The 19,548-nt window shown below is 60.3% G+C and carries 15 protein-coding genes; 14 read left to right on the top strand and 1 reads right to left on the bottom strand.

Features of this window, described 5'->3' with window-relative positions:
* Nucleotides 1–40 precede the first annotated feature (40 nt).
* The 14 genes from KW839_RS25295 (at nt 41) to KW839_RS25230 (ending at nt 18,770) form a co-directional block, all read left to right on the top strand.
* Entirely contained in the window at nt 41–1,711 is a 1,671-nt protein-coding gene (locus KW839_RS25295; protein WP_218425794.1) for a PleD family two-component system response regulator, read from the top strand.
* A 52-nt stretch (nt 1,712–1,763) separates the two neighbouring features.
* Nucleotides 1,764–3,710 carry a methyl-accepting chemotaxis protein gene (locus KW839_RS25290; RefSeq protein ID WP_218425793.1) on the top strand — a complete coding sequence of 649 codons (1,947 nt, stop codon included), beginning with the start codon at nt 1,764–1,766 and terminating at the stop codon, nt 3,708–3,710.
* 178 nt (nt 3,711–3,888) lie between these two features.
* Nucleotides 3,889–5,634, top strand: a complete 1,746-nt coding sequence (locus tag KW839_RS25285; RefSeq protein ID WP_218425792.1) for a protein-disulfide reductase DsbD — start codon at nt 3,889–3,891, stop codon at nt 5,632–5,634.
* Nucleotides 5,635–5,766: 132 nt separating this feature from the next.
* On the top strand, nt 5,767–6,219 hold the full coding sequence (gene aroQ, locus KW839_RS25280; RefSeq protein ID WP_060542821.1) for a type II 3-dehydroquinate dehydratase: 453 nt from the start codon (nt 5,767–5,769) through the stop codon (nt 6,217–6,219).
* Between the two features lie 48 nt (nt 6,220–6,267).
* Nucleotides 6,268–6,732 (top strand): acetyl-CoA carboxylase biotin carboxyl carrier protein, encoded by a 465-nt coding sequence (gene accB, locus KW839_RS25275; RefSeq protein WP_060542820.1) that lies wholly within the window; start codon nt 6,268–6,270, stop codon nt 6,730–6,732.
* Between the two features lie 17 nt (nt 6,733–6,749).
* Nucleotides 6,750–8,108 carry an acetyl-CoA carboxylase biotin carboxylase subunit gene (gene accC / locus KW839_RS25270; protein WP_218425791.1) on the top strand — a complete coding sequence of 453 codons (1,359 nt, stop codon included), beginning with the start codon at nt 6,750–6,752 and terminating at the stop codon, nt 8,106–8,108.
* 326 nt (nt 8,109–8,434) lie between these two features.
* Complete coding sequence (gene prmA, locus KW839_RS25265) at nt 8,435–9,313, top strand: 50S ribosomal protein L11 methyltransferase (protein WP_060542818.1); 879 nt, start codon at nt 8,435–8,437, stop codon at nt 9,311–9,313.
* Between the two features lie 30 nt (nt 9,314–9,343).
* Nucleotides 9,344–10,561 (top strand): DUF3426 domain-containing protein, encoded by a 1,218-nt coding sequence (locus KW839_RS25260; RefSeq protein WP_218425790.1) that lies wholly within the window; start codon nt 9,344–9,346, stop codon nt 10,559–10,561.
* A gap of 184 nt (nt 10,562–10,745) precedes the next feature.
* Nucleotides 10,746–11,756: a tRNA dihydrouridine synthase DusB gene (gene dusB / locus KW839_RS25255; RefSeq protein WP_060542816.1), complete on the top strand. Its 1,011-nt coding sequence runs from the start codon at nt 10,746–10,748 to the stop codon at nt 11,754–11,756.
* Nucleotides 11,753–12,073, top strand: a complete 321-nt coding sequence (gene fis, locus KW839_RS25250) for a DNA-binding transcriptional regulator Fis (protein ID WP_007907419.1) — start codon at nt 11,753–11,755, stop codon at nt 12,071–12,073. Before dusB ends, fis begins: the two co-directional genes overlap by 4 nt.
* A gap of 82 nt (nt 12,074–12,155) precedes the next feature.
* On the top strand, nt 12,156–13,763 hold the full coding sequence (gene purH, locus KW839_RS25245; protein WP_060542815.1) for a bifunctional phosphoribosylaminoimidazolecarboxamide formyltransferase/IMP cyclohydrolase: 1,608 nt from the start codon (nt 12,156–12,158) through the stop codon (nt 13,761–13,763).
* Nucleotides 13,764–13,936: 173 nt separating this feature from the next.
* Nucleotides 13,937–15,232, top strand: a complete 1,296-nt coding sequence (purD, locus tag KW839_RS25240; protein WP_060542814.1) for a phosphoribosylamine--glycine ligase — start codon at nt 13,937–13,939, stop codon at nt 15,230–15,232.
* Nucleotides 15,233–15,331: 99 nt separating this feature from the next.
* Nucleotides 15,332–18,109, top strand: a complete 2,778-nt coding sequence (locus KW839_RS25235) for a hybrid sensor histidine kinase/response regulator (protein ID WP_218425789.1) — start codon at nt 15,332–15,334, stop codon at nt 18,107–18,109.
* 64 nt (nt 18,110–18,173) lie between these two features.
* Nucleotides 18,174–18,770, top strand: a complete 597-nt coding sequence (locus KW839_RS25230; RefSeq protein WP_060542812.1) for a MarC family protein — start codon at nt 18,174–18,176, stop codon at nt 18,768–18,770.
* A 90-nt stretch (nt 18,771–18,860) separates the two neighbouring features.
* On the opposite strand, the gene KW839_RS25225 is transcribed toward KW839_RS25230, so the two are convergent.
* The gene (locus tag KW839_RS25225) at nt 18,861–19,511 is read right to left on the bottom strand and encodes a hypothetical protein (protein WP_218425788.1); all 651 of its coding nucleotides are present in this window, start codon (nt 19,509–19,511) and stop codon (nt 18,861–18,863) included.
* Between the last annotated feature and the right edge of the window lie 37 nt (nt 19,512–19,548).

Below are 19,548 nucleotides of genomic sequence, written 5' to 3'. Positions count from 1 at the left end.
CCAGTCGATCTCAGCGTACCCCCTAACTAGTAGTCAGGATATGACCGAGCCAGAAGATCCCAGCCGCGAGCGTCTCAAGCACCACTTTGCCCAGCGGGTAATTCATCAGGCTCGTCAGATTCTTGAGATATGGCAGCGCCTGCAACACGCTGAATGGTCCTGCGCTGACCTGGCACAATTGAGTGAAGCCAACTTGCGCCTGTTGCGCTTCGCCGAACGTTTCGAGCAGCAGGAACACATTGAACTGGCCCGTCAGATCGGTCATTCGCTCAAGGCTGTCGAGGCCAATCGCGCACGCCTGAGCAGCGATCTGATTACAGACCTCAATCGCTTGATGCAGCGTTTGTCACGCACCGGTCTGCGCCATGCAGACCATCTCGACAACACCTTCCTGCCGCCTGTGCGCAAGCCGATCTATGTGATGTTGCAGGACAATGACCGCGCCGAGCGCCTGGCCAAGCAACTGGAATTCTTCGGGCTCAGCGCCCAGTACCTGGACAGCGTAGACGCATTTCGCTCCTCGATGGCCGAGCGTTTGCCGGCCGCGATCGTCATGGACGTCGACTTCAGCGGACCCGGGGTCGGTCTCAAACTGGCCGCCGAAGCCCAGGAAGGCCTTGATCATCTTCTGCCGCTGTTGTTCTTCAGCCTGCACGAAACCGATACCCCGACCCGCCTCGCTGCTGTGCGCGCCGGTGGCCGGGAATTCCTCACCGGCACCCTCGAAGCGTCGAGCCTGCTGGAGAAGATCGAAGTCCTGACCTGCGTCGCCCCCTACGAACCCTATAAAGTGCTGATCATCGATGACTCCCGCGCCCAGGCCTTGCACACCGAACGTCTGCTCAACAGCGCGGGGATCATTACCCGGACCCTGATCGAACCGATCCAGGCCATGGCCGAACTGGCGGATTTCCAGCCAGACCTGATCATCCTCGACATGTACATGCCGGCCTGCACCGGTACGGAACTGGCCAAGGTGATTCGCCACAACGACCGCTATGTCAGCGTGCCGATCATTTACTTGTCGGCCGAAGACGACCTGGACAAGCAACTCGATGCCATGAGCGAAGGTGGCGACGACTTCCTGACCAAGCCGATCAAGCCCCGTCACCTGATCACCACTGTGCGCAACCGCGCGGCACGGGCGCGCAACCTCAAGGCACGGATGGTTCGCGACAGCCTCACCGGCTTGTACAACCACACGCACATACTGCAATTGCTCGAAGACTGCTCGTTCCGCGCCCGCCGCGAAAACAAGCCGCTGAGTTTTGCGATGCTCGACATCGACCACTTCAAACGGGTCAATGACAGCCACGGCCACCCCATGGGCGACCGGGTGATCAAGAGCCTGGCGCTGTTCCTCAAGCAACGTCTGCGCAAGACCGACTTCATCGGCCGCTATGGCGGTGAGGAATTCGCCATCGTCATGCCGGACACTGATATCGAAGCGGCCTACAACGTGCTCGATGAAATCCGTCAGCGCTTTGCCGAGATTCATTACCCGGCTCAGCCTCAGGACCTGTGGTGCACCTTCAGTGCCGGGCTAATTGAACTCGGTGATGACTCAGACAGCCTGTTGATGGCCAGTCAGGCGGATGAGGCGCTATATCGTGCCAAGAACGCCGGTCGCAACCGCATTCAGGCGGAACAGGCGATAAAGCAAAGTGCCACCTTTTCATCAAATCCGACCGATACGGTCATAACTCTGTAACAGGAACGCAATAACTTCTGGCGCTCACCATTTCTGCCGTTGGTAGTCCTTAATGCGCCTGAAGCTGCTGACCAATCTCAATACCCTCCTTTTGGTGGCCGTCTGCGTGGCCCTCGGCGCTACGTTATGGTGGTCGCAAAAAGCCCTTGAGCGCCCGTATCTGCTGATGGAACGCTACCTGGAGCTGTCGCAGACCTTTCAGAATGAAGTCGCGCGCAACGTTGAGGAGTATCTGGGCAGTGGCGATGCCTTGCGCCTGAGCAGCGCCAGCCAGGCCATCGACAGCCTGCAACAGGAACTTGGCGAACTGCCACCAGACCTGGCCGACTCATTGCGCCCGAGCCTGTCGAACCTTGCGCAATTCAGCAGAACCGACCTGCTGGCCGCCGGCAAACTTGCCGGTGATCCGCAAGCGCTGCTGCTGCAGGCTGAACGGGAAATCGGCGCCAGCCTGGCTCAATTGAGCCAGTACGCCAGCGGCAACGCAGCGTACTTGACACCCTTGCTCGTCGCCTCGCAGCACTTGGGCAGACTGTCGCTGGCGCGGGACAAACTGGTCAGCAGCGGACGAAGTGAACTGGCCGCCGACGTCGAGCGAGAAGTCGCCAGCATCAGGGCCCAGGCAGAGATACTGGACAGCCTCCCGCTGCTGGGCGTCACCGCCAGCAGTGAATCGAACACCGATGACTTCGCCTCGATGATGGGCCTGCAGAGCACGGAAAAAGCTGTGACCGAAGACGCCGGTGTCAGCCTCAAGCGCGAACTCCACAGCCTGCTCACCCGCTACCCGGCCGAACTTTCGCGCACCCGTGACCAGATTCAGAAACGTGCCGACCTCAGCAGCGCAACTCATCTGAAAATCGCCGGCGTACAACAAGCCATCACCGGGCTGGAACCGGTGGTGCGCGCCCAGCACGGGCAGATCCAGAGCGAAGTGCGGCTGATGCAAGGGTTGATGATCGGTCTGATCCTGTTGATCGCCCTGCTGATTGACACGCTGCAACGGAAATTGGCCCGCACCCTGACCCTGCTCGCCCCGGCCCTCTCGACCTGGGCCGAAGGCGACTTCAGCCGCGACATTCAACTGGGCAACACCAACCGCGAACTGCATGACATTCAAGCATCGCTCAACCGCTTGCGTGCCTATCTGGTGGACCTTGTGGGCACCATTCGCCTCAACGCCGAACAGGTCGCCGGCAGTAGCCGAACCCTGGCTGACCTGAGCAATGACCTGCACGACGGGGCGCAGCATCAGGCCGGGGACACGGCAATCATCCGCGATTCCCTGAGCGAACTTGAAGCGACCATTCAACAGGTCGCCGGCGATGCCAGCCAGGCCGCCGACGCCAGCCGCCACGCCGGCCAGGCAGTGGAGCACGGGCAGAAGGTCATCGGCCTGAGCCTCACCGGCCTGCACGCGCTGGTGGGTGAAGTACAAGGCAATGCACAGATGATCGAACACCTGGCCGAGGAATCGGCCACCATCGGTGGTGTGTTGACGGTGATCCGCTCGATTGCCGAGCAGACCAACCTTCTGGCCCTGAACGCGGCCATCGAAGCGGCACGGGCCGGGGAAATGGGTCGGGGCTTCGCGGTGGTAGCAGAAGAGGTTCGCTCGCTGGCCCAACGCACCGCCGGGGCCACCGGCGAGATACAAAGCCTGATCGCCGGCCTGCAGACCGCCGCGCGACAGTCAGTGGAGGGCATGCGCACCCAGCTGGAACACGCCGAAGCAACCGCCAGCCAGGCCCAGGCCGCCGACTGCGCGCTGGACAAGATCGTTGGGGCTATCCAGACCATTTCCGACACCGCCGTACGCATCGCCGATGCCACGGCCCAGCAGAGTGGCGCGGTGAGTGAGATCCGAGACCACAGTGAAAGGATTCATCAGTTGGGCGGGGATAATTTACTGCGTATCGGTGAGGGGCGTGAGCAGGGGGAAAAACTGTTGGTGTTGGGTGGGCGGCTGCATACAGCCGTTCAGGCTTTCCGCGTCTGACAGATAGTCTTCGCGAGCAAGCCCCCTCCCACAAGTGACCGCATTCCCATGAAAGAACGCGGTCACCTGTGGGAGCGGGCCTGCTCGCGAAGGCGTCAGAAAAACCACCGCAAAACTCCCCCTGCACACCGGCCCACCGTCCGCTATCATCCCCCCAATTCCGATACGCGAGATCGTCATGCGCCGCTTGCTCTGCCTGCTGCTTTTAGTCTTTGCCCTGCCGGCCAGTGCCACCGGTCTGCTGGAGAGCCGGCCCAGTTCGACCCTCGGCTCGATCAACAACAGCGCCGACTTCCTGCCCGTGCGAGAAGCCTTCCAGCTGAGCCTGGTTGAAACCACGCCGCAATCGATCAAGCTGCGATTTGTCGCGACCGAGGGTTACTACCTCTACCGCCACCGATTCCAGTTTCGCGCCGATCCAGCCGACGTCACCCTCGGGGCGGCAAAGTTGCCCGACGGTCAGAAGAAACACGATGAGTATTTCGGCGATGTCGAGGTCTATCACGGCATTCTCGATGTAGAACTGCCACGCACCGATCAACGTGCCTTCACCCTCGTCGTGACCTATCAGGGCTGCGCCGACAAGGGCCTGTGCTATCCGCCGGAAACCGAGCGTTTAAGCATCGACGGCAGTGGTGGCCCGGCACAGGCTTATGCCTGGACCTGGCGTGAACTGGCGCTGTTTTTCCTTGCGGGCATCGGCCTGACCTTTACCCCCTGCGTACTGCCGATGCTGCCGATTCTTTCCGGTGTAGTGCTGCGCGGCCAGGTCGGAGGCTGGCGCGGTTTCAATCTGTCACTGGCTTATGTCCTGCCGATGGCCGCCTGCTTTGCCCTGCTCGGCGCACTCATGGGCCTGTTCGGCGCCCAACTCAATCTGCAGGCGCGACTGCAATCGGTCTGGGTGCTGGTGCCCTTCGCGATGTTTTTTGCGCTGTTCGCCCTGGCGATGTTCGGCGTATTCGAACTCAAGTTGCCGAACGCCATCAGCAGCCGCCTGGATCGCATCGCCGGTCGCACCGAGGGCGGCTCATTGTGGGGCGCCGCGGTTCTGGGGGTGGTGTCCAGCCTGCTGGTTTCACCCTGTGTCTCGGCGCCTTTGGCCGGCGCACTGCTGTACATCAGCGCCAGCGGCGATGCCCTGGGCGGCGGGCTGAAACTGTTCATGCTCGGTCTGGGCATGGGTGCACCGCTGTTGCTGGTGGCCACGGGCGGTGCCGCGTGGCTGCCAAAAAGCGGGCCATGGCTGATCTACGTAAAAAACGCGATTGGCGTATTGTTGCTGGGGCTGGCCATTGCCCTGCTCAGTCGCGTCCTGCCCGGCCAGGTGACTTTGCTGTTGATCGGCCTGCTGGCCGGTGGCGTCGGATTGTTCATGGGCGCGCTGGAGTTCGTCTACAAGCCGCCGCGAAAACGCCTGGGCCAACTGCTCGGGATGTTCCTGGTGTTTTACGCCCTGAGCTGCTGGTACGGCGCGTTCAGCGGACAGACCGATCCGTTCAATCCGATTGGTCAGCCACGGCTCGTCGAAAATGCTGCGCAGCCGTCAAGCATCAACGCCTGGCAAACTGTCAGCACCCCCGCGGACCTCGACCGGGCGCTGGCCGAAGCCCGATCCTCCGCAACCCCGGTATTGCTCGACTGGTATGCCGACTGGTGCATCAGCTGCAAAGTCATTGAACGTGAAGTCCTCAACGACGCCACCGTGATCGAGCGTCTCAAGGGCTATCGGCTGATTCGTTTCGACATCACCGCCAGCAATGCCGAGCAGCGCGCCCTGCTCGACCGCTATCAACTGTTTGGCCCACCAGCCCTGATGTTTTTCGGCAAGGACGGGGTCGAGCGCAGCGATGTGCGGGTGATCGGCGAGATCAACGCAACGGACTTCGCCGAACGTGTCGCCAGGGCGAATGACCGGATTTAATCAAGCGGTCACATATTTCGCGCAAACATCGGTCATCGTGCTGGCTATTGCAGAGAACTGGACAGTCATAAACGCTTTGCGGCATAGTCGCCGGGTTCTGACAACTGCACACAGATAACCAAGGAACAGCCGATGGCGACGCTACTCGTTCTGCACGGACCCAACCTGAACCTGCTCGGCACCCGTGAACCGGGCACCTATGGCGCCACGACGCTGGCGCAGATCAACCAGGACCTGGAACGTCGCGCCCGTGAAGCCGGCCACCATCTGCTGTACCTGCAAAGCAACGCCGAGTACGAATTGATCGACCGCATTCATGCCGCTCGCGGCGAAGGCGTGGACTTCATTCTGATCAATCCAGCAGCTTTTACACATACAAGTGTCGCATTACGTGACGCGCTGCTGGCGGTGAGCATCCCATTCATCGAAGTGCATTTGTCTAACGTGCACAAACGCGAACCTTTCCGCCATCACTCTTACTTCTCCGACGTAGCGGTGGGAGTGATCTGCGGCCTTGGCGCCAGCGGTTATCGACTGGCCCTGGAGGCCGCACTAGAGCAGCTTGAAAGACAGGCAACGGCTTGAACAACAAGCGTTGAACGCCCCTGACCGACCCTTGGGAGTTGATGATTCATGGATATCCGTAAAGTTAAGAAACTGATCGAATTGCTGGAAGAGTCCGGCATCGACGAGCTCGAGATCAAGGAAGGCGAAGAGTCCGTACGCATCAGTCGTCACAGCAAGACCCCGGCTCAGCAGTACTACGCACCGGCTCCAATGCCTGCTCCGGCTGCCGCGCCAGCCGCTGCCGCCGCTCCGGTTGCCGCTGCCGCACCTGCGGCGCCTGCCGCACCGGTACTGAACGGCACCGTTGCCCGTTCGCCGATGGTCGGTACGTTCTATCGCAAATCTTCGCCAACCTCGCCGTCCTTCGTGGAAGTCGGCCAGACCGTGAAGAAAGGCGACACCCTGTGCATCGTTGAAGCCATGAAGATGATGAACCACATCGAAGCTGAAACCAGCGGTGTGATCGAATCCATCCTCGTTGAAGACGGCCAGCCGGTTGAGTACGACCAACCGCTGTTCACCATCGTTTGAACCGCGGAGAGCCTTTGATGACTGCGAAGTTGGAAAAAGTTCTGATCGCCAACCGCGGTGAGATCGCCCTGCGGATCCTGCGCGCCTGCAAAGAGATGGGCATCAAGACCGTCGCCGTTTACTCCAAGGCTGACAAGGAACTGATGCACCTGGGCCTGGCAGACGAATCGGTTTGCATCGGTCCGGCATCGGCCGCCCACTCCTACCTGCACATTCCGGCAATTATCGCCGCAGCCGAAGTGACTGGCGCCACCGCCATTCACCCAGGCTACGGTTTCCTTGCGGAAAACGCCGACTTCGCCGAGCAGGTCGAGAACTCCGGCTTCGCGTTCATTGGCCCGAAAGCCGAAACCATTCGCCTGATGGGCGACAAGGTATCGGCCAAGCACGCCATGATCGCCGCTGGCGTACCGACCGTTCCGGGCTCTGACGGCCCGCTGCCGGAAGACGAAGAAACCGCTCTGCGCATTGGTCGTGAAGTGGGTTACCCGGTGATCATCAAGGCCGCTGGCGGCGGTGGTGGTCGCGGCATGCGCGTTGTGCATAAAGAAGAAGACCTGATTTCCTCGGCCAAACTGACCCGCTCCGAAGCAGGCGCGGCGTTCGGCAACCCGATGGTCTATCTGGAAAAATTCCTGACCAACCCACGCCACGTGGAAGTCCAGGTACTTTCCGACGGCCAGGGCAGCGCCATCCATCTGGGCGACCGCGATTGCTCGCTGCAACGTCGTCACCAGAAAGTTCTCGAAGAAGCGCCGGCACCGGGCATCGACGAGAAGGCTCGCCAGGAAGTTTTCGCTCGCTGCGTCAAGGCGTGCATCGACATCGGTTACCGTGGCGCGGGCACTTTCGAGTTCCTGTACGAAAACGGCCGCTTCTACTTCATCGAAATGAACACTCGTGTTCAGGTAGAGCACCCGGTTTCGGAAATGGTCACCGGTATCGACATTGTCAAGGAGATGCTCAGCATCGCCGCCGGCAACAAGCTGTCGTTCACCCAGGATGACGTGGTCATCCGCGGTCACGCGCTGGAATGCCGGATCAACGCCGAAGATCCGAAAACCTTCATGCCGAGCCCGGGCACGGTCAAGCATTTCCACGCACCAGGCGGCAACGGCGTTCGCGTCGACTCGCACCTGTACAGTGGCTATGCCGTTCCGCCGAACTACGACTCGTTGATCGGCAAGCTGATCACTTACGGGGCAACCCGTGACGAAGCCATGGCGCGCATGCGCAATGCGCTGGACGAGATCGTAGTCGACGGGATCAAGACCAACATCCCGCTGCACCGTGATCTGGTTCGTGACGAAGGCTTCTGCAAAGGGGGCGTGAACATTCACTACCTCGAGCACAAGCTGGCTGGCGAGAAGCACTAAGCTTCGACCCTGCACCTGACAAAGCCGCCTTCGGGCGGCTTTGTTGTTTCTAAACATCGCCGCCACGCTCCCTGTGGCGAGGGGGCTTGCCCCCGCTCGGGTGCGCAGCAGCCGCAAAACTATCCAATCCAATGACACCAGACAAACCCGACCAGCCGTTTTTGCGACCGCTTCGCAGTCCAACGGGGGCAAGCCCCCTCGCCACAGGTAGCTGTGCGGCCCTGATTGCGTGCCAACCCGGTCGTCTTCTTCCCCGCTCTCGCGTAAACTTGCGCGCTTCTCGCAGCCCGCTAGGCTGCAATCAATATTTTTCAAAGGTGCCCGCCATGCCTTGGCTGCAAGTCCGTCTCGCCATCAGCCCAGAACAAGCCGAAACCTACGAAGACGCTTTCCTTGAAGTGGGCGCCGTGTCGGTGACCTTCATGGACGCAGAAGATCAGCCGATCTTCGAACCGGAACTCAATACCACTCCTTTGTGGTCGCACACGCACCTGCTGGCCTTGTTCGAAGGCGGTACCGAGCCCGGCCCGGTACTGGCTCACCTCGAACTGTTGACCGGCAGTCCGCTGCCCGAGCATCACAGCGAAGTGATCGAAGACCAGGACTGGGAACGCAGCTGGATGGACGGTTTCCAGCCGATGCGCTTCGGCCAGCGCCTGTGGATCGTGCCGAGCTGGCATGCCGCGCCGGAGCCTGACGCGGTAAACCTGCTGCTCGACCCGGGCCTGGCGTTCGGTACCGGCACTCACCCCACCACCGCACTGTGTCTGGAATGGCTTGACGGCCAGGACCTCAAAGACTGCAACGTGCTGGACTTTGGCTGCGGCTCGGGGATTCTGGCCATTGCCGCCCTGCTGCTGGGCGCCAGGGAAGCCGTCGGCACCGACATCGACGTGCAGGCGCTGGAAGCCTCCCGCGACAACGCCGGGCGCAATAACATCGCCGATGAATTGTTCCCACTGTACCTGCCGGAAGATTTGCCGCAGGTTCAGGCTGATGTACTGGTGGCCAATATTCTTGCAGGCCCGCTGGTTTCCCTGGCGCCACAATTGTCTGGTCTGGTCAAGTCGGGCGGTCGCCTGGCGCTGTCGGGCATCCTCGCCGAGCAAGGTGAGGACGTCGCTGCTGCCTACGCCAAAGACTTCGATCTGGACCCGATCGCCAATCGCGATGGCTGGGTGCGCATCACTGGCCGTCGGCGCTAGAATGGGCGCCTGCATAATCCGGATCGCCGCATGACAGACAGCTTCGTCACCCAGTGCCCGCATTGCCAAACCAGCTTCCGCGTCAGCCATGCTCAGTTGAGCGTGGCGCGGGGCGTGGTTCGTTGCGGCTCATGCCTGCAGGTTTTCAATGCTGCCAAGCAGCTGCTTGAGCAAGCAGGCAAGGAAGCGCCTGTATCGGCTTCTGTGGCCGCCGAACCGACCGAGCCTGCGCAACCGCGTGCCATCAGCCAAAAGCAATGGAGCGCCACCGAACTGGATCTGGACAGCCTGGACCTCGACGAAGAACTCGCCCGACTGGAACAACGTGAAATCCAGCCGACCACCGAATTCAGCCGGCATCGTGATGATTCGCTGAGCGCCCGTCGCGATACCGTCGAGCACGATGAAGAGCCATGGTCCGACAGCCTGTTCAGCGAATCGGCCGCCGAACGTGCTCAAGCCGTCGACAACGATTCCCCGGACTCCGAGCCGGAGCCGGCCTCGCGCACCGAGCCCTCGCTGACCCTGGAGCCCGTCGATCTGGACGACGAGCCGCAACCACCACAATTGCGCCTGCACGATCCACTCGACGCGCCACTCAACCATGAACGCCTGTCGGCTACCGACGAGCAGGAGCTCGACGACCACCTGCCTTCGATTGAACCACTGCGCAAACGACGTGAGCGCGAACCAGGCGTGCGCGCCGAAGTACTGCAGGACCTGACCGACGACCCGCTGCAACTGGACTGGCAACAGCGCCGCACGCCCTGGGGCCGTCGGCTGCTCTGGCTGCTGCTGACCCTGCTCGCCGCTGGCGCACTCGCCGGCCAGTACATCGCTTACCACTTCGATGAACTGGCACGTCAGGATCAATACCGCCCCTGGTTCCAGCAATTGTGCCCGCACATCGGTTGCACCGTGCCCTCGAAAGTCGACATCGCGAAAATCAAGAGCAGCAACCTGGTAGTACGCAGTCACCCGGAGTTCAACGGCGCCCTGGTAGTCGATGCAATCATCTATAACCGCGCGCCCTTCTCCCAGCCGTTCCCGCTGCTGGAGTTGCGCTTTGCCGATCTCAACGGCCATCTGATAGCCAGCCGTCGATTCAAGCCCGGCGAGTACCTGAGCGGCGATCTCGAAGGCCTGGCCGAAATGCCACCGCAAACACCGATCCACATCGCCCTGGACATTCTCGACCCTGGCGCAAAAGCCGTGAATTACAGCCTCAGCTTCCATTCTCCAGAGTGAAACCCTTCACCGGCTGGCAATTGACACCGGCTTTCTGAGCGCCCCGGGCAAACCAAACCACAGGCAATAACAGAATAGCTGTTCAGATTTTGTTCAATTCAGCCTTTAACCAGTCATCGAGAGCGGGTATCATGCCAACCCTTTTTCGAACTCTCATGATCCGGCCCCACAACAGGGAAGTCCTATGTCGGCGGTACGCATCGGTCCATACGCATTAAATAACGGCTTGATTCTCGCCCCGATGGCGGGCGTCACCGACCAGCCCTTTCGTCAGCTGTGCAAGCGTTTGGGTGCGGGACTCGTGGTTTCGGAAATGGTCACCAGTGACATGAGTTTGTGGAACACCCGCAAATCACGCATGCGCATGATCCACGAAGGTGATCCCGAGCCACGCTCGGTACAGATCGCCGGTGGTGATGCCCGGATGCTGGCGGATGCAGCCCGGGCCAATGTCGAGCTGGGCGCACAGATTATTGATATCAACATGGGCTGTCCGGCGAAGAAGGTCTGCAACAAGGCCGCCGGTTCCGCACTGTTGAAGGATGAAGCATTGGTCACCGAGATCCTGCAGGCCGTAGTGGCTGCGGTTGATGTGCCGGTCACCCTGAAAATCCGTACCGGCTGGGACCGGGACAACAAGAACGGCCTGACGGTGGCGAAGATCGCCGAACAGGCAGGCATTACGGCGCTGGCGGTGCATGGCCGCACCCGTGCCGATCTTTATACAGGTGAAGCCGAATACGACACCATTGCCGCGATCAAGCAGGCCGTGTCGATTCCGGTCTTCGCCAACGGCGATATCGATTCGCCGGAAAAGGCCCGGTACGTGCTCGACGCGACCGGTGCCGACGGCCTGTTGATTGGCCGGGCCGCCCAGGGGCGGCCGTGGATTTTTCGCGAGATCGACCATTTCCTGCGTACCGGCGAGAAGCTCCCGGCGCTGGAACTGATCGAGGTGGAACGCATACTGCTAGAGCATTTGGCTGCCCTGCACGCCTTTTATGGTGATGTCATGGGTGTGCGCATTGCTCGCAAGCATGTGGGCTGGTATCTCGCAACCTTGCCGGGCGCCAGGGAATTTCGCGCCCACTTCAATCGTTTGGATGGTACGGAAACACAATGCGCCAACGTCCGGGAGTTCTTCGCCGAACGTTACAAGAGCCTGACAGGGGACGGAGAAGGGGTGGCCGCATGACGATGATGACCGAGACTTTAGTGAGTGGAACAACACCCGTGAGCGACAACGTGAATTTGAAACAGCACCTCAATACGCCGAGCGAAGAAGGCCAGACCCTTCGCGGGAGTGTCGAGAAGGCGCTGCACAATTATTTCGCCCACCTTGAGGGCGCTGCCGTCACGGATGTGTACAACCTGGTGCTCTCCGAAGTCGAGGCTCCCCTGCTCGAGTGCGTGATGAACTACGTCAAGGGCAACCAGACCAAGGCCAGCGAGCTGCTCGGACTGAACCGGGGCACGCTGCGCAAGAAACTCAAGCAGTACGATTTGCTGTAAGCATTCAATCAAACCAGAAAGGCGCCCGCGTAAAACCGGTCGCCTTTTTTGCTGACTTCCTTTGCTTTTGATGGAAATTGAGATGACCGACCAGACTACCCGCCTGCCGATCCGCCGCGCCTTGATCAGCGTTTCCGACAAGACCGGGATCCTCGAATTCGCCAAGGAGCTTGAAGCCCTGGGCGTCGAGATCCTCTCCACCGGCGGAACGTTCAAGCTGCTGCAGGACAACGGCGTTGCCGCAGTGGAAGTCGCGGATTACACCGGTTTTGCAGAAATGATGGACGGCCGGGTAAAGACCCTGCACCCGAAAATCCACGGCGGCATCCTTGGTCGTCGCGGTATCGATGACGCCATCATGAACGAGCACGGCATCAAGCCGATCGACCTGGTAGCGGTCAACCTGTACCCGTTCGAAGCCACCATCAACAAGCCAGGATGCGACCTGCCGACAGCGATCGAGAACATCGACATCGGTGGCCCGACCATGGTTCGTTCGGCAGCGAAGAACCACAAAGACGTGGCAATCGTGGTCAACGCCAGCGACTACGCCAGTGTCCTGGAAGGCCTCAAGGCCGGCGGCCTGACCTACGCTCAGCGTTTCGACCTGATGCTCAAGGCCTTCGAACACACCGCAGCCTACGACGGCATGATCGCCAACTACATGGGCACCGTTAACCAGGCTGCCGAAGTACTGAGCACCGAAGGTCGCAGCGAATTCCCGCGCACTTTCAACAGCCAGTTCATCAAGGCCCAGGAAATGCGCTACGGCGAGAACCCGCACCAGAGCGCGGCGTTCTATGTTGAAGCCAAGCCTGCCGAAGTCGGCATCGCCACCGCGACCCAACTGCAGGGCAAGGAACTGTCGTACAACAACGTGGCCGACACCGACGCCGCGCTGGAATGCGTGAAGAGCTTCGTCAAACCGGCTTGCGTGATCGTCAAGCACGCCAACCCGTGCGGCGTGGCCGTGAGCCCGGACGCCGAAGGCGGCATCCGCAAGGCCTACGACCTGGCTTACGCTACCGACACCGAATCCGCTTTCGGCGGCATCATCGCCTTCAACCGCGAACTGGATGCTGAAACCGCCAAAGCCATCGTCGAGCGTCAGTTCGTCGAAGTGATCATCGCCCCTAGCGTCAGCGAAGAAGCCCGCGCCATCGTAGCCGCCAAAGCCAACGTACGCCTGCTGGCCTGCGGCGAGTGGTCGGCTGATCGCGCCGCTGCCTGGGACTACAAGCGCGTCAACGGTGGCCTGCTGGTACAGAGCCGCGACATCGGCATGATCAGCGCCGACGACCTGAAGGTCGTGACCAAGCGCGCGCCGACCGAGCAGGAAATCCACGACCTGATCTTCGCCTGGAAAGTCGCCAAGTACGTCAAGTCCAATGCCATCGTCTACGCCAAGAACCGCCAGACCATCGGTGTCGGCGCCGGCCAGATGAGCCGCGTGAACTCCGCGCGAATTGCTGCAATCAAGGCCGAACATGCTGGCCTGCAAGTGGCAGGCTCGGTAATGGCCTCCGACGCATTCTTCCCGTTCCGCGACGGCCTGGATAACGCGGCCAAGGTCGGCATCACTGCAGTGATCCAGCCAGGCGGCTCGATGCGTGACAATGAAGTGATTGCAGCAGCGGATGAAGCCGGCATCGCCATGGTCTTCACCGGCATGCGCCACTTCCGTCACTGATTCAACTCGATCCAGATGTGGGAGCGGGCTTGCTCGCGAATGCAATCTGTCAGCGACAACTGTTTCGACTGACACTCCGCTTTCGCGATCAAGTCGAATCGTCGCACCGCCGCTCCCACAGAAAAGCACCCCAGCGGTGCTCAACAGAATTAGCGTCATCCGAGGTTTTTGAAATGAATGTTTTGATCATTGGCAGCGGTGGCCGTGAACACGCCTTGGCCTGGAAAGTGGCTCAGGATCCGCGCGTGCAGAAAGTTTTCGTGGCCCCGGGCAACGCCGGTACCGCCATCGAAGCCAAGTGCGAGAACGTCGCCATCGACGTACTGGCGCTTGAGCAACTGGCAGACTTTGCCGAGAAAAACGTTTCGCTGACCATCGTCGGTCCTGAAGTGCCATTGGTTGCCGGTGTTGTGGATCTGTTCCGCAGCCGTGGCCTGGATTGCTTCGGCCCCACTGCTGGCGCCGCTCAGCTGGAAGGTTCGAAAGCTTTCACCAAGGACTTCCTGGCTCGCCACAAGATCCCGACCGCCGATTACCAGAACTTCACCGAGATCGAGCCAGCCCTGGCTTACCTGCGTGAAAAAGGCGCACCGATCGTGATCAAGGCCGACGGCCTGGCTGCCGGTAAAGGCGTGATCGTCGCCATGACCCTGGCCGAAGCCGAAGACGCCGTGCGCGATATGCTGGCTGGCAATGCTTTCGGTGACGCCGGTTCGCGAGTGGTGATCGAAGAGTTCCTCGACGGCGAAGAAGCCAGCTTCATCGTCATGGTCGACGGCAAGAATGTACTGCCAATGGCCACCAGCCAGGACCACAAACGCGTCGGCGACGGCGACACCGGCCCGAACACCGGCGGCATGGGTGCCTATTCCCCGGCTCCAGTGGTCACCGCCGAGGTGCACAAGCGGGTCATGGACCTGGTGATCTGGCCGACCGTTCGCGGCATGGCCGAGGAAGGTAACGTCTACACTGGTTTCCTGTACGCCGGTCTGATGATCGACAAGGCGGGCAATCCGAAAGTCATCGAGTTCAACTGCCGTTTCGGTGACCCGGAGACCCAGCCGGTCATGCTGCGTTTGCAGTCGAGCCTGGTGCTGCTGGTCGAAGCAGCCCTGGCACAGGCGCTGGACAAGGTTGAAGCCCAATGGGACCCGCGCCCGAGCGTCGGCATCGTCCTGGCCGCTGGCGGCTATCCTGGTGACTACGCCAAGGGTACAGCCATCAATGGGCTGGATAGCGCTGCGACCCTGGAAGGCAAAGTCTTCCACGCGGGTACTGCGCTCAAGGATGGTCAGGTCGTGACAGCCGGTGGTCGGGTGCTGTGCGCCACTGCCATGGGTGCCAGCGTGGATGCTGCTCAACAGCAGGCCTACAAGCTGGCGGCAAAGATTGACTGGGAAGGCTGTTTCTATCGCAAGGACATTGGCTATCGCGCCATTGCCCGCGAGCGTGGCGAGAACCAGGAATAAGGTAAGCACCACGCCAGGCAAGGACCACGGGCCCTTGCCTGGCTATTGCCGCGCCGCGCATCGTTATATTATGGCATCAACCTAAGAAGGGATTTCGCCGTGCGCTGGCTCAGGAATGCCATAAGTTTAACCGTCACGCTGGTGACCTTGCTCTGCATGCTGCCGGCCTTGGCCGCGCAAGGCAGTGGCTGGGCGATATTGCTCGACGAACAGGGCGATCTGCAACTGAGCGACATCCGCTCCGCACGTTACACCAATCAATTCAGCCCCATCGAACTCGACCACATCACCGCGGCCGAACCCGGTGGCGCGCTATGGTTACGCTTCAGGCTTACCCCGGGCAAGCATGAACAACTGTTGCGAGTCTTCGCACCCGACCTGCGCCAGTTGAATCTGTATGTGCTCGATGGCGACACTCTGATCGAACACTCCAGCACGGGCAACGAACAGCCCCTGGCTGAGCGGCCACTGCCCAGTACCGACTTCATGTTGCCGTTGCCACAAAGCGAGAAACCCCTCGACGTTTATCTGCAACTGGCCTCCGACCACCAGTTGCGGCCTTACATCACCCTGCAATCGGCGGTCGTGACCGCGGCCAGACAAACCCAGATGCTGATTTATGGCCTGCTGTTCGGGTGCATCGGCATGCTCGTCCTGCACAACCTCATCCGCTATGCCTACACCCGGTCACGCAGCAGTTTGTGGTTGGCGACATGCGAAGCGATGTTAATGCTCAGCCTGATGCTGTTGTTGAACCTGGCCGGGCCATGGCTGCCGGACTGGCGCGCACTGCAAACGCCGGGCGCTTACCTGGCGTTGTTGCTGACGGCACCTTGCGGCCTGATGCTCGCTTACCAGTTCTTCTCGCCACTCGGTCCGCATCCGCTGAACAGGATACTGCTGGGTGAGGTCGTCATCATCACGGCCTGTAGCCTGATGCTGCTGTTCGTCAACACCCTGCCACTGAACCTGATCACCTACGCCCTGGTTGCCCTGGCCGGTCTGACCATGTTGTTCGTGAGCGCTTATCACTGGCAAAAAGGCTATCGCCCGGCACGCTATTTCGTGGCCGCCATGGTGGTATTCAACCTCGGGACCCTGGTGATCCTGCCTGCCCTGCTGGGGCTGACGTTGATCGAACCCCAAGGTTTGATCACCACCCTGCTCGCCTTCGTCTGCATCAGTGGTTTGCTGATGAGCATCGCCTTGAGCGAGCGCCAGCGCAGCATCACCGAAGACCGTTTCAGCATCAGCCGCGACCTGGCTGCCAGCAACGCCGAGATCAACGCCAAGGCCGAGTTCCTGGCGAAGATCAGTCATGAGATCCGCACCCCGATGAATGGCGTACTGGGCATGACCGAGCTGCTGCTGGGCACGCCACTCTCGGTCAAGCAGCGCGACTATGTACAAACCATCCACAGCGCCGGTAATGAACTGCTGACGCTGATCAACGAAATCCTCGACATTTCCAAGCTCGAATCCGGGCAGATAGAACTCGATGATGTGCAGTTCGACCTCAATGCGTTGATCGAGGACTGCCTGAGCATCTTCCGCGCCAAGGCCGAGCAGCAGAACGTCGAACTGATCAGCTTCATTCAACCGCAGGTGCCGCGGGTGATCAGCGGCGACCCTACCCGTTTGCGTCAGACCCTGCTGAGCCTGCTGGAAAATGCCCTGAAGAAAACCGACGAAGGTGAAATCCTGATCGTCGTGGCACTGGATGAACGGACGACCAAACCGCGCCTGCGCATCGCCGTGCAGGACAGCGGCGAGCCGATGGACGCCCAGGAGCGCGACGCGCTCATGCATGCCGAACTGCACAGCCGGCACTTCCTCTCAGCCACCCATCTGGGCGGAAATCTGGGGCTGGTGATCGCTCGCCAGTTGATTCGCCTGATGCAAGGCGAGTTCGGCATCAAGAGTGGCAACAACCAGGGCAGCACCTTGTGGCTGACCCTCCCCCTCGACCCGGACCGCCTCGAACACCCGACCTCCGACCTCGATGGCCCGTTGCAAGGTGCCCGCGTGCTGGTGGTGGACGACAACGACACTTGTCGCAAAGTGTTGGTTCAGCAGTGCACTGCCTGGGGCCTGAACGTGAGTGCGGCCTCATCCGGCAAGGAGGCCCTGGCATTGCTGCGTACCAAGGCGCACCTGCGCGATTATTTCGACGCGGTCCTGCTCGACCAGAACATGCCCGGCATGACCGGCATGCAACTGGCAGCCAAGATCAAGGAAGACCCGAGCCTGAACCACGACATCCTGCTGATCATGCTCACCGGCATCAGCAACGCGCCCAGCAAGATCATTGCGCGCAATTCAGGCATCAAGCGCATCCTCGCCAAACCGGTGGCCGGTTATACCCTCAAGACGACCCTGGCCGACGAACTGACCCAACGCAACAAAGGCCTGATTGTCACCCAGCAACCACAAATCGGCCCGAGCCCGGCGGTCATGGTTCCGAGTGATTTCCGCATTCTGGTGGCCGAGGACAACAGCATCTCGACCAAGGTCATCCGCGGCATGCTCGGCAAGCTCAACCTTCACCCGGACACCGCCTGCAATGGCGAAGAAGCCTTGCAAGCGATGAAGGCCCAGCGTTACGACCTGGTCCTGATGGACTGCGAAATGCCGATCCTCGACGGCTTCTCGGCGACCCAGCAACTGCGCGCCTGGGAAGTCGGCAACCAGCGGGTCCGCACCCCGGTGGTGGCATTGACCGCCCATATCCTTGCCGAACATAAAGAGCGTGCACGCCAGGCCGGCATGGACGGACACATGGCCAAACCGGTTGAACTGTCGCAGTTGCGCGACCTGATCGAACACTGGGTCGCCCAGCGCGACCAGCAGAATCGCGCAGCGACCCATACCTCTTGAGCCGACAGACTTCAAAACGCCTGATAGACTCCCCTCGACCTTCCTCACCGACGAGCTACGCACCATGCTCCACGAGTTGTTCAGCGTTTACCTGAAGATGCTGGTGCTCTACAGCCCGTTCTTCGTCTTGTCCTGCTTCATCAGCCTGACACGCGGTTATTCACGCAAGGAACAGAAGCGGCTGGCCTGGAAAGTGGCATTCGCCACCCTGGTCTCGAGCGTGCTCCTGTATCTGTTCGGCCGAATGATTTTCGGTGTCTTCGGCATCACGGTGGACGCATTCCGCATCGGTGCCGGCAGTGTGCTGTTCATCTCGGCACTGGGCATGGCCCAGGGCAAGTCAGCTGTACAGACCGACAACGTGCAGCAGGATGTCACCATCGTCCCGCTGACCATTCCGCTGACGGTCGGCCCCGGCACGATCGGTGCCTTGCTGGTAATGGGCATAGGCCAGCCGCATTGGGACGACAAGCTCACAGCCATTCTCAGTATCGCCCTGGCCAGTTTCACCGTGGGGGTGGTGCTGTACCTGTCGAGCCGCATCGAGCGCATTCTGGGTGACCAGGGCTTGCAGATTGTCAGCCGGTTGATGGGGTTGTTTGTGTGTGCGTTGGCGGCGCAGATTATTTTTACCGGGGTGAAAGGGTATCTGGTGCCCTGATACTCGCAGTTGTCCGCGCATTTGCCCGTACTGGAAAAGCAGGGCCTTGTGCAGTACAAGGCCCTTGCCGCACTACAAGTAAACAATCACTCAGCGTTTGAGTGTACACACGAACGCCTTCGCCGAATAAGCATCGATCTTCGCCTGAACTCGACTACGGTAGCTTTCAAACATCTCCCGATCAAAGACAAACACAGCACCGTCCGGGATGATGACCACCTCTTTTTCGAACTCACTCCAGAAGAAAAACTCGCTCTCGATCAACGTCGCGCTGTAGCGCAAGCCAAGCAAGCAGACGATCACCTCACCTGAAGGCGTGCGTTCGCAAGGAGCGCACTTGAGTATCCCCGAGCCAGCACCTGCGACATTGCCACGAAAGAAATTCCAGGCAAATTCGTCCAGCTTCAAAGCCTTGTAAGTGTCCTCGAAGAGCTGCCCCAAACGTTCCATTCCCAACCGGCCAATCATCGTATGGCTGACCGACAGCAATTGGTTGACACTCGACACCCGCAATGGCTCGGATGGAACAACGGTCTTTAGCCTGTAACCCGCTTTGAGCAAGCGCCCCTGAAAATAGTCGAACCAGATTTTTTTCGAAACCTTGCCTGGATATTTTTCATTCGCAGCCAACTCCGCGTACAGCAGACTGTCTTGTATATCCTGCTGATCCTGCAAACTTACACCTTGGGTGAAGGATAACAAGCAGCCACCTACTATGGCGGCATTAATGGGCACTGTCATGTCCGCTCCAGATCATCAGCTCTGCACAGTTAAAACA

It is taken from the genome of Pseudomonas sp. PDM31 (assembly GCF_019218965.1).
GTDB lineage: Bacteria > Pseudomonadota > Gammaproteobacteria > Pseudomonadales > Pseudomonadaceae > Aquipseudomonas.
Note: the sequence above shows the minus strand (reverse complement) of the source record. Positions and strands in the feature narration are given on the sequence as shown.

Bases quoted from the DNA above. Each gene is read 5' to 3' on its own strand.
- KW839_RS25295 (WP_218425794.1), top strand. From the start codon at position 41: ATGACCGAGCCAGAAGATCCCAGCCGCGAGCGTCTCAAGCACCACTTT.
- KW839_RS25290 (WP_218425793.1), top strand. From the start codon at position 1,764: ATGCGCCTGAAGCTGCTGACCAATCTCAATACCCTCCTTTTGGTGGCC.
- KW839_RS25285 (WP_218425792.1), top strand. From the start codon at position 3,889: ATGCGCCGCTTGCTCTGCCTGCTGCTTTTAGTCTTTGCCCTGCCGGCC.
- aroQ (WP_060542821.1), top strand. From the start codon at position 5,767: ATGGCGACGCTACTCGTTCTGCACGGACCCAACCTGAACCTGCTCGGC.
- accB (WP_060542820.1), top strand. From the start codon at position 6,268: ATGGATATCCGTAAAGTTAAGAAACTGATCGAATTGCTGGAAGAGTCC.
- accC (WP_218425791.1), top strand. From the start codon at position 6,750: ATGACTGCGAAGTTGGAAAAAGTTCTGATCGCCAACCGCGGTGAGATC.
- prmA (WP_060542818.1), top strand. From the start codon at position 8,435: ATGCCTTGGCTGCAAGTCCGTCTCGCCATCAGCCCAGAACAAGCCGAA.
- KW839_RS25260 (WP_218425790.1), top strand. From the start codon at position 9,344: ATGACAGACAGCTTCGTCACCCAGTGCCCGCATTGCCAAACCAGCTTC.
- dusB (WP_060542816.1), top strand. From the start codon at position 10,746: ATGTCGGCGGTACGCATCGGTCCATACGCATTAAATAACGGCTTGATT.
- fis (WP_007907419.1), top strand. From the start codon at position 11,753: ATGACGATGATGACCGAGACTTTAGTGAGTGGAACAACACCCGTGAGC.
- purH (WP_060542815.1), top strand. From the start codon at position 12,156: ATGACCGACCAGACTACCCGCCTGCCGATCCGCCGCGCCTTGATCAGC.
- purD (WP_060542814.1), top strand. From the start codon at position 13,937: ATGAATGTTTTGATCATTGGCAGCGGTGGCCGTGAACACGCCTTGGCC.
- KW839_RS25230 (WP_060542812.1), top strand. From the start codon at position 18,174: ATGCTCCACGAGTTGTTCAGCGTTTACCTGAAGATGCTGGTGCTCTAC.
- KW839_RS25225 (WP_218425788.1), bottom strand. From the start codon at position 19,511: ATGACAGTGCCCATTAATGCCGCCATAGTAGGTGGCTGCTTGTTATCC.